The sequence below is a fragment of the Brevundimonas sp. T2-11 genome (assembly GCF_055397675.1).
This window is the reverse complement of the sequence record NZ_AP027920.1, coordinates 1,280,010-1,288,480: the sequence shown is the minus strand read 5'-3', so window position 1 is coordinate 1,288,480 and position 8,471 is coordinate 1,280,010. Positions and strand designations below refer to the sequence as shown.

General features: G+C 69.2%; 8 protein-coding genes. All 8 read right to left on the bottom strand.

From position 1 onward, the window contains the following. Positions 1-43: 43 nt before the first annotated feature. Positions 44-589, bottom strand: a complete 546-nt coding sequence (locus ACZ5XO_RS06465; RefSeq protein ID WP_464164448.1) for a hypothetical protein — start codon at positions 587-589, stop codon at positions 44-46. 8 nt (positions 590-597) lie between these two features. Continuing rightward, positions 598-2,316: a putative porin gene (locus tag ACZ5XO_RS06460; RefSeq protein WP_464164447.1), complete on the bottom strand. Its 1,719-nt coding sequence runs from the start codon at positions 2,314-2,316 to the stop codon at positions 598-600. A gap of 20 nt (positions 2,317-2,336) precedes the next feature. Then, complete coding sequence (locus ACZ5XO_RS06455; RefSeq protein ID WP_464164446.1) at positions 2,337-3,026, bottom strand: TonB C-terminal domain-containing protein; 690 nt, start codon at positions 3,024-3,026, stop codon at positions 2,337-2,339. A gap of 5 nt (positions 3,027-3,031) precedes the next feature. Next, positions 3,032-3,442, bottom strand: coding sequence for an ExbD/TolR family protein (locus ACZ5XO_RS06450; protein ID WP_464164445.1), 411 nt, complete (start codon positions 3,440-3,442; stop codon positions 3,032-3,034). 14 nt (positions 3,443-3,456) lie between these two features. Then, positions 3,457-5,220: a DUF2341 domain-containing protein gene (locus ACZ5XO_RS06445; RefSeq protein WP_464164444.1), complete on the bottom strand. Its 1,764-nt coding sequence runs from the start codon at positions 5,218-5,220 to the stop codon at positions 3,457-3,459. Continuing rightward, positions 5,220-6,797, bottom strand: coding sequence for a ShlB/FhaC/HecB family hemolysin secretion/activation protein (locus ACZ5XO_RS06440; RefSeq protein WP_464164443.1), 1,578 nt, complete (start codon positions 6,795-6,797; stop codon positions 5,220-5,222). The genes ACZ5XO_RS06445 and ACZ5XO_RS06440 overlap by 1 nt, the downstream gene beginning before the upstream one ends. A gap of 143 nt (positions 6,798-6,940) precedes the next feature. Beyond that, the gene (locus ACZ5XO_RS06435) at positions 6,941-7,876 is read right to left on the bottom strand and encodes a FecR family protein (RefSeq protein ID WP_464164442.1); all 936 of its coding nucleotides are present in this window, start codon (positions 7,874-7,876) and stop codon (positions 6,941-6,943) included. Between the two features lie 47 nt (positions 7,877-7,923). After that, complete coding sequence (locus ACZ5XO_RS06430; RefSeq protein ID WP_464164441.1) at positions 7,924-8,469, bottom strand: RNA polymerase sigma factor; 546 nt, start codon at positions 8,467-8,469, stop codon at positions 7,924-7,926. Positions 8,470-8,471: the final 2 nt, after the last annotated feature.

The following is an 8,471-nucleotide window of genomic DNA, read 5'->3' as shown; positions in this document are numbered from 1 at the left end:
CGCGACACGCCCTCGGCCTGAGAAAGAAAAAGGGTGAAGCGGCTCACGGCCGTCCTCCCGGTCGCGGCGTCGGCGCGGGCCGGACGGGACGCTGGGGATGGACGGACAGGCCGAAATTGGCGCCGAGGCGCTGACGCACCGCCGACTGGTTGACCACGCCCACGGTCAGGTCGGACGACCGCGCGTCGGGCGTCGGCGCCTCAAAGGCGGCGCGGGCCTGGTTCTGCGCGATGCGGGCGGCGCGTTGCAGGGCCTCGGCCGCGCAGTCCAGATGACCAACGCGGTCGCCGCCGACATCGACCTGAACGCACAGTTCGGCGGGCGAAGGATCCGCAGGCGGCGCCTGCTGAGCCCTGACCGCGACAGGCCAGGACGCCAGCAGAACGGGAAGAAGGAGAAAGCGGACCGCTCCGACCGGGGATGGGCCGAAACGGTCCGCCCGCGTCGCCTCGCCCCGGGACGGGCGAGAACCAGGCGAGACGACGAACCGGTTGCGACTGACGACAGCCTCCGCATGGCCGCGCGTTCCCGCACCGTCGCAAACGACGGGGGGAAGGCACGACCGGACTAGAGCGGAAACCGTCGTCATGGCGCGGATCAGAACCGGGTCAGCAGGTCGATCAGCAGGCGATCCGCCGACAGGGGGGCGCCGGCGATCTCCTCGCCCGACAGCCAGCGGGCGCTGGCGGCCGTGTTCTTGCCGATGGCGTAGGCGCCGCCGATCATCCAGCCCTGCGAGTTGGTCCCGCCCAGGTGGAAATCGCTGTCGGTGAAGGCGTCCAGAACCGCGTCGGATTCCAGGCGGCGGTAACCGGCATGCACGTTCCAGTCGCCACGCGAGGCCAGGTCCAGCCTGCCCGCCGTCAGCTTCAGCGACCAGCCCGACGAACCGCCGTCCCATGCCCCCGGCAGGGTCACGGTGCCGTTGGTGTTGGTCGGGTCCGGGATGGTCGTCGACGGGCCGAGGTTGTTGACCGCGCGCAGACGCATCAGGGCGTCGTCGACGCCGAGGTTCTCGACATAGTCGCCCTCGACGCGGAAGCCGACGCCGTCAAAGGCGTTGAAATCCAGGCTGGCGCGGACGTTCAGCACCTCATAGGCCGAAGCCAGGCCGAAATACTGGTTCTCGGCGCTGGTGATCGGGTTCAGCGGGTCGGCGACCACATTGCGGATCGGGAACATGGTGTTGCCGAACTGCTGGAACTGCGGGCGCGTCGGGTCGGTGTCGCAGGCGACTTCGTAGAACTGGCAGGGGCTGGAGACCTCGCCCTCGACGCCGTCGAAGTTGAAATAGCCGACGGCGGCGCGCACCCGCATGTCGTCGCGCGGCGTCCAGTCCAGACCCAGCTGGGCGGCCAGCAGGTATTTGTCCTTGCTTTCAAACGGGCCGCCCTTGCCCTCCGGCGCATTGCGCGAGCCGAAGTTGAAGTCGGTGTTGAAGATGGGGAAGGCGCCGGCGGTCCCGAAGACCGCGAACTCGGGGTTCAGGGCATGACGCGCCGAAACGGCGACGCCGTCGAAGTTGATGTCGTCGTCGAAGATCAGATCGCCGGTCCAGAACGGATTGGCGAAGCGGCCGAAGTCCAGGGCCACGTCCTTCGCCGGCGTCAGGCGGATGGCGGCGCGGTCCAGCCACAGGGCGTATTTACCGAACTCGTCGCCACCGCCCAGGGTCTGATTGGTCGAGACCGGCGAGGTGTCGTTGCCGGTGGCGACGCGCACTTCCGCCGAGATCCAGCTGTCGATCTGGGCCTTCAGACCGAAGCGGGCGCGGATGCGGGCGCGCTGACGATCTTCCAGGGTGTTGAGGTAGGGCGGGCCGACATAGCCGAGCGTCTTGTCGTTGATGTTCTGGCCGCCGCCGGCGTTGATCGCGCCGTAGTCGACGAAGATGTCGGCGTTATTGTCGTCCATGAAGACGCCTTCGCCACGCACGCGAATGTCGCCCGACAGGGTGATGCCGCGTGTCCATTCCGGCGTCTGGCCGGGCGCCGACCAGCCTTGCGCCTGGGCCTGGGTGCCCAGCTCGGCGCGCAGTTCTTCCTTGATCTGGTCGCGGACGACCTGCGGGATATAGGGGATGGTCTGCACCCCGTTGGCCACGCCGCCGGCCGGGATGGGCGCGGGCGTCGGCGCCACGGTGGCTTGCGCCAGCAGGCCGTCGGCCTCCTCGCGGGTGACCAGACCCTTGGCGACCATCAGCTCCAGGAGCTTCGCGGAGTCGACGGTCTGGGCGAAGGCCGGTTGGGCGGCCAGCAGGCTGAGGCCCGCAGCGCAGGCCATCAGGGCCGGTTTCAGGCGGTTAGGACGGTTCATCAGGTTAATCCCCAGGGAGGTCAGGCGCCGCTTCGGGCGTTCAGTTCGATACGCATGACGGGCAGGCCGTCGGGCGGGCGGCGGGACAGGCGCAGGCCGGTCAGGGTGCGTTGCAGGGCGGCGTCGCGACGCGCGTCGCCGGTGCCGCGCAACAGACGGACCGATGTGATCCGGCCCTCGGCGTCGACCGTGACGGCCAGCTGGGCCGAGTAGCGGCCCCGGCTGAGGTCGCGCTCGCCCTGGACGGCCTGGGTCACCTCGCGTCGGGTCAGTTCGCCATAGGCGCCGAAACCGCCGTCGCCGCCGCCGGGACGCCCGCCGATGCGGGTCCCCGAGCCGTCGCCGCGCGCCAGACCGTAGTTGGACGGTCCGGCGCCTTCGCGGGCGGTCAGGGCGCTGTCCCCGACCGTCGGCTCGGACGGCGCGTCCGGCGGCGGCGGCGTGTCCTCGACGGGTTGATCCATCGGGGTCGGCGTGGGCTCGGGCGGCTTCTCTTGCGCGACTTCAGGCGGCGGGGGCGGTGGCGGCGGGGGCGGCAGGACCACCCGCACCGTCTTGTCCTCGCGCTGACGTTCGCTGACCGAGGCGGGCCGCAGGAAGGTGGCGGCCAGGACGGCGGCCAGCACCGCGACCGCCCCGACCACCGGCCAGTTGATCCTGCGCCGACGACGCGGCGGCGGCGGATCATCCGCCATGAAGGCGTAGGTCATGGCGTTCAGGCTCCCCCGCCGGGCGGGCGGGTCGAGGCCATGCCCAGGCTGCCGACGCCGACCTTGGAGCACAGATCCAGCACCTGCATGATCTGGTCGTACTGCACCGCCCGGTCGCCGCGCAGGATCACCGGAAGGTCCGGCGTCGAGGCGATGGAGGCCCGCAGTTCCTGCTCCAGCTCGGCCATCGAGACGGGGACGGCGTCGATCGACACCGTGCCGTCGTTGGCGACCGCGATGACCCGCGACTTGGGCTGGTCCAGCACCTGGGAGGCCGAGGCCGACGGCAGGTCGACCTGGATGCCCTGCACCGCCGCCGTGGTCAACAGGATGAAGATGATCAGCAGCACGAAGGTCAGGTCGACCAAAGGCGTGATGTTGATCTCGTTATAGGGTTTCTTGCCCTGAACCTGCATGGATCAGCGCTCCCCTATTCCGCCGCGAGGGCGGCGGCAGGGGCGTCCTGCCCACGGGGACCGCCTGCGGGCCCCGCGCTGTCCTGCCAAGTTTCGGCGATGCGCTTTTCCAGCTCGTCGACGAAGATCTGGTTGTCGGCGGTGACGTCCTCGACCCGGCTCAGCAGGTAGTTGTAGCCAAACAGCGCCGGGATCGCGACGGCCAGACCGGCGACGGTGGCCAGCAGGGCCGCGGCGATGCCGGGGGCGATGGCGTTGATGTTGACCTCGCCCGCCGCCGCCACCGAGGCGAAGGTGATCATGACGCCCAGAACCGTGCCCAGCAGACCGATGAAGGGACCGCCCGAGATGGCGATGGTCAGCAGCACCATCCACTTGTTCAGCTTCTGACTCTCGCGCACCTGACCGGCGTCGAGGGCCGAACGGATGGCGGCGATCGACTGCGGACGGATGGCGAACCGGCTGCCCGACGCCTTGCCCTCCGCCAGACGCATGCCCAGCTCGTGGCGACCGATCTGATAGAGACGCGCCAGCGGCGAGTGCTCGGTCAGGGCCGGCGGCAAGGCGCCGAGGCCGTCATGACCGTTCGAGGCGCGGGCCGACTGGCGATAGACGTCCAGAAACTCTTCGTTGGCGCGCGTGGTGCGCCCCAGCATCAGCCCCTTGGAGATCATGACCCAGATGGCCAGGGCCAGCATGAAGCCCAGAATGATGATGACCACCCAGGCGTCGACCGTCAGGGCCTTGAACAGGATGCCGAAATAGTTGTGGCCGCCGCTCTCGGTCTGTTCGGCCGTGTCGAAGGTCAGCAGCCTGGCGCCCTGCCCTTCGCTGGCGGCCGCCAGCTGGAAGGCGGCCTGCGGCAGGGCGACGCCCGCCACGCGGAACTCGTCGATCTCGCCGGCGAAGCCCTGACCCAGAACCGCAGGACCGGCCGACAGCGCGCCCGCGACCTCGCCCGCAGGCTGGCCGTTGACGAACAGGCTCGACTTCTGGCCGTCGTTGACGAGGGCGACATGGGCCCAGGTTCCGGCCGGCAGGGCGGCGCCCGCGCTGCGTTGACCGGCGGCGTCGAGGAACAGGGTCGCGCCTTCCGAGATCAGGCTGAGCCCGGGCAGGCCGAGCAGTTGGCCGTCCGAGCCGGGCTTGACCCAGAAGCTGATGGAGACAGGCCCCTGGGCGAAGGCTTCAGCCGGGACCGAGACAGCGGAAGCGCCGTCCAGCGTCAGGCTCTGGCCGATCAGGCCGCCCGTGTTTCGCGCCTCGCCGCCGACGCCGTTCAGGCCGTTGGACGTGGCGTCCTGCGGCGCGCCTGCGCCGTCGAAGTGCCAGACCAGCCTGTAGTCGGCGCCGAAGGTCCCGGCGGCGTTCTGGCCGGCTTCGGCCTTCTCGTTGCCGTAGTAGGCGTAGATGGTCGAGGCGGCGCCCGGCTTCAGGTTCGACACGTCGACCCAGACCAGAGCCTGCTGTTCGGCCGGCGCCCACTTCTCGATGTGGAAGGCCAGCGGGGTGCGGTCGTCGCCCGCCACGAAGCGCAAGTCCGAACCATCAGCCTTGACGTCGGCGAAGTCGAAATTGCCGGTGTGCAGACGGATCAGGACCGGGGCGCGGGCCACCTCTCCGGTCACGCCCGCCGCCTGGGCGTTCAGGTTGATTTTCGTGCGATAGGCGTAGTCCGCCTGCCACCAGCCCGCGGCGGCGGCCGGGGCCGCGGCCCCGATCAGCGCCACGGCGGCGAGGCCGCCGAGCAGCCCCTTCTTGGTCATCGTCAAAGCCATCAGAATTCCCCCCAGATGCGGAAGCGAACGGAAACCAGGCCCGCATCGCGGCCCGGCATGGAAATCAGGGGCGTGCCGACATCGACGACCCCGTTAAGGTATTGGAAGAGGCGCAGCCGCCCGCCGACGCCGGCGCTCATCAGAAGGTTCTCCCCCTTCTGACCCGGCAGCGGATCGTGGATGCCGACGAAGCCTGCGTCCCAGAAACCGTACAGCCGCAGCTCATCCACGCCCGGCCAGTCGGTCAGCAGCAAGGGCGAACGCATCTCCAGTTGTGTGGCCAGGCCGTAGTCGCCCATGGCCTCGCTCTCGCGATAAGCGCGGACCGTGTTCGAACCGCCGATGCCGAACTGCTCGTTGGAGATCAGCGGGCGGTCGGTCCACTGGGCCGAAATCTTGCCCATCAGTTGCAGGTCATGAACCAGCTCCTCGGTATGCGAGGCGTCGACCTTGACCGTGAAGAAGCTGGGACGGGCGTTGTAGCGCTTGGCGTCGAAGGCCCACTTGTCGTCGCCCAGCCCGCGCACGCCCAGAACGCCGCTGAAGGTCAGGTCGCTGCGCCGCGCCTCGCCACTCCAGTCGCCGCGCCACGAGGCCATCAGCGGGAAGTACTCGATCGGTGCGGCGGCGCGATCCGACCCCAGGATCACGTCTTCCTTGAAGCTCTTCCAGTCGAAGCCGAGCGTCAGCGAATGATAGAAGCCGTCGCCGCCGCCCAGAGACCGGATCAGGCGCAGCCCCGCCAGATCGCCCTTGCCGATGACATTGGTGCCGCCGACCACGGCGATGTCGCTGTCGGAATGAACGGCATAGGCCAGCAGTTGCGTGCCGACCCCGAGGCGCATCAGATAGTTGCCGGAATAGACGGTGCCGTCCGTGGTGCGTTCGGGCGCGGTCTGCGCCGACAGGCTGAGGCTGTCGCCCCTGCCCCACATGTTGTCATGACGCAGCGTGGCCGCCGTCCGCAACTGGGTGGTCGAGGCGCTGTAATAGTTGTTCAGCTCCAGCGAGCCGTGCCAGGGCGAGCTTTCCTCGACCGCCAGCACCACGTCCAGCGTGCCCGGCGCCACGCCCGCGCGCAGTTCCGGCGTCACCCTCCGCGTGGGGTTCTGGTTCAGCGCCACCACGTCGCGCTGGAAGTCCAGCAGATTCGGCGTCTGACCCGGCGTCAGAGACGGCGCCTGGGCGCGCACGGCGTCGGGTCGCTTCGCGCCCTCGACCAGCACCTGACCGATCGGCTGCTCGGCCACCTCCAGCATCAGGACGCCGCCTTCGACCGACTGCTCGGGAATGAAGACCGACACCGCCACGAAGCCGCGCGCCTCATAGGCGGCCTGAAGCGCCGCCCGCGCCGCCTCCACGTCGTCCGAGGTCCGGCCCGGCCCCATGAAGGGATAGACCGCCCGCTCCACCGCCTCGGGCGGCAGGACAGTGTTGCCCTTCACCTGAAAGGCGCGAACCTCGAAACTCGCCTCGTCCTGCGCCGCTGCGGGCGCCGTATGAACAGCCAGAGCAGCGGCCAGCGCCAGTGCGCTCGCCGCGCCTCTCAGCGCGCAATGTCTCTTGTAATCCAGCATCAATCCCCCGTGACGCGACAGCCGCTTGAGCGACCGACGCCCCGCACTTGGTCGTCAGGGGAGAGACACGCGCGCCGGAGACAGGCGCAAAGATTTAGCGTGAAGATTTCGCGACGCTTTCCAGTCGCTTATGTGCTGTTTCGTCAGGCCACGAGGACAACATCGCCAGGCAGACGCGTGGCCCGAACCCCATAGGCCAGCCGCATCTGGTCGATGACCTGATCAATGCGATCGGTATGGAAGGCCCCGTTGACGCGGCGGTTTCTCAGGCGCGGATCGGCGATGACGATGCGCCCCGCACGATAGCGGTTGATCTCCTCGATCACGTCGCCGAGACGCTGATCGCGAAAGACCAGCAGACCACGCCGCCACGCCGCCTCAGCCTCGGGATCGATGGCCGTCGGCGCCTGCATCTGCTTCTGGTCATAGGTGACGCTGTGCTGCGCCGCCAGCGTGGCCGCCTGCCCGGCTGAACGCACCAGAGCCGCGCCTTCCAGACAGGAGACACGCACCTCCCCATCCAGACAGCGCATCGCGAGCCGCGCTTGCGACGCCGTAGTCTCTCCGTCCCGGGCGAAGATCGACAGAGGCGCGTCGGGGCGGTTGACGGTCACGACCGCCTCCCCCGTCAACAGTTCAAAGGCCCCCGCGCCCGCCTGCGGCCGCAGGGCGATCCGCGTCAGAGTGTTCAGTTCGACCGAGACGCCCGCCGTCAGTTCGATGCGCCGCGTCTCGCCCTTGGCCGTGGCGAAATCGGCGGGAGCTGGCGTAAACCGCGTCGTCCCCGACCTCTCGGCGAGGACGGCGATACCGGCGGCTGAAGCGGCGATGGCGCCGCCCACCACCATGCGGCGGCTCATGCCTCGCCGGGCGGCCGGTTGCGCCGCTTGCTCGCGACGCAGGTCCGCAGCCGCCTGTCGCGCCGCCTTGTGCAACCGCGCCGCCTGAACAAAGGCGCGCTCGTGACGCGCATCCGCCTGACGCCAGATCGCCAGGTCCAGGGCGTCGTCCTGCGTCGCCTCGCCTGACATCAGGCGACGCACCCAGTCCTGGGCCTGTTCGACGACCGCGTCGCTCACGTCCTGATCTCGCCGCTCATGTCCGGCCTCCGGGGCGCCCCTGTAATTCATGACACGCCACCGTCGGAACGGCGCAAGGATATGACCCTGGGTTGAGCCAGATTCTTCTGCAACGCCTCTGTCGCCAGTTTCAGTTCGTGCTGCACCGTCCGCTGGGCCACGCCGTGACGTTCGGCGATCTCGACCGTCGACAGGCCGTCCAGCCAGGCGGCGGTGCAGATGGCCAGACGCCGCGCCGGCATCCGGGCCATCGCCGCCTTGACCGTCGCCAGGTCGGACCGCGCCTCGGCCACCGTCGCCGGATCGGGGTTCTCGTCCGGCACGTCCAGCAAGGCCGCGACCTCGTCAAAGCCCAGCAACCGCCGGTCGCGCCGTCGTGCATTGGCGGCGATGTTCAACGCCATGCGGAACAGATAGGCCGTCGGATGGCGCACCTCGTCCTGAGGTCCGCTGCTCGACAGTTTCACATAGGCGTCCTGCAACGCGTCGCGCGCCATCTCGCGCGAGCCCAGACGCGCGCTGAGGCCGCTCAGCAGGGTCTCGTACTTCTCGACCAGATGGCCACGCAGGCGGGCGGCGGCGTCCGTCACCATGC

Coding starts and splice junctions, on each gene's coding strand:
- ACZ5XO_RS06465 (WP_464164448.1), bottom strand. CDS start 589: ATGACGACGGTTTCCGCTCTAGTCCGGTCGTGCCTTCCCCCCGTCGTT.
- ACZ5XO_RS06460 (WP_464164447.1), bottom strand. CDS start 2,316: ATGAACCGTCCTAACCGCCTGAAACCGGCCCTGATGGCCTGCGCTGCG.
- ACZ5XO_RS06455 (WP_464164446.1), bottom strand. CDS start 3,026: ATGACCTACGCCTTCATGGCGGATGATCCGCCGCCGCCGCGTCGTCGG.
- ACZ5XO_RS06450 (WP_464164445.1), bottom strand. CDS start 3,442: ATGCAGGTTCAGGGCAAGAAACCCTATAACGAGATCAACATCACGCCT.
- ACZ5XO_RS06445 (WP_464164444.1), bottom strand. CDS start 5,220: ATGGCTTTGACGATGACCAAGAAGGGGCTGCTCGGCGGCCTCGCCGCC.
- ACZ5XO_RS06440 (WP_464164443.1), bottom strand. CDS start 6,797: ATGCTGGATTACAAGAGACATTGCGCGCTGAGAGGCGCGGCGAGCGCA.
- ACZ5XO_RS06430 (WP_464164441.1), bottom strand. CDS start 8,469: ATGGTGACGGACGCCGCCGCCCGCCTGCGTGGCCATCTGGTCGAGAAG.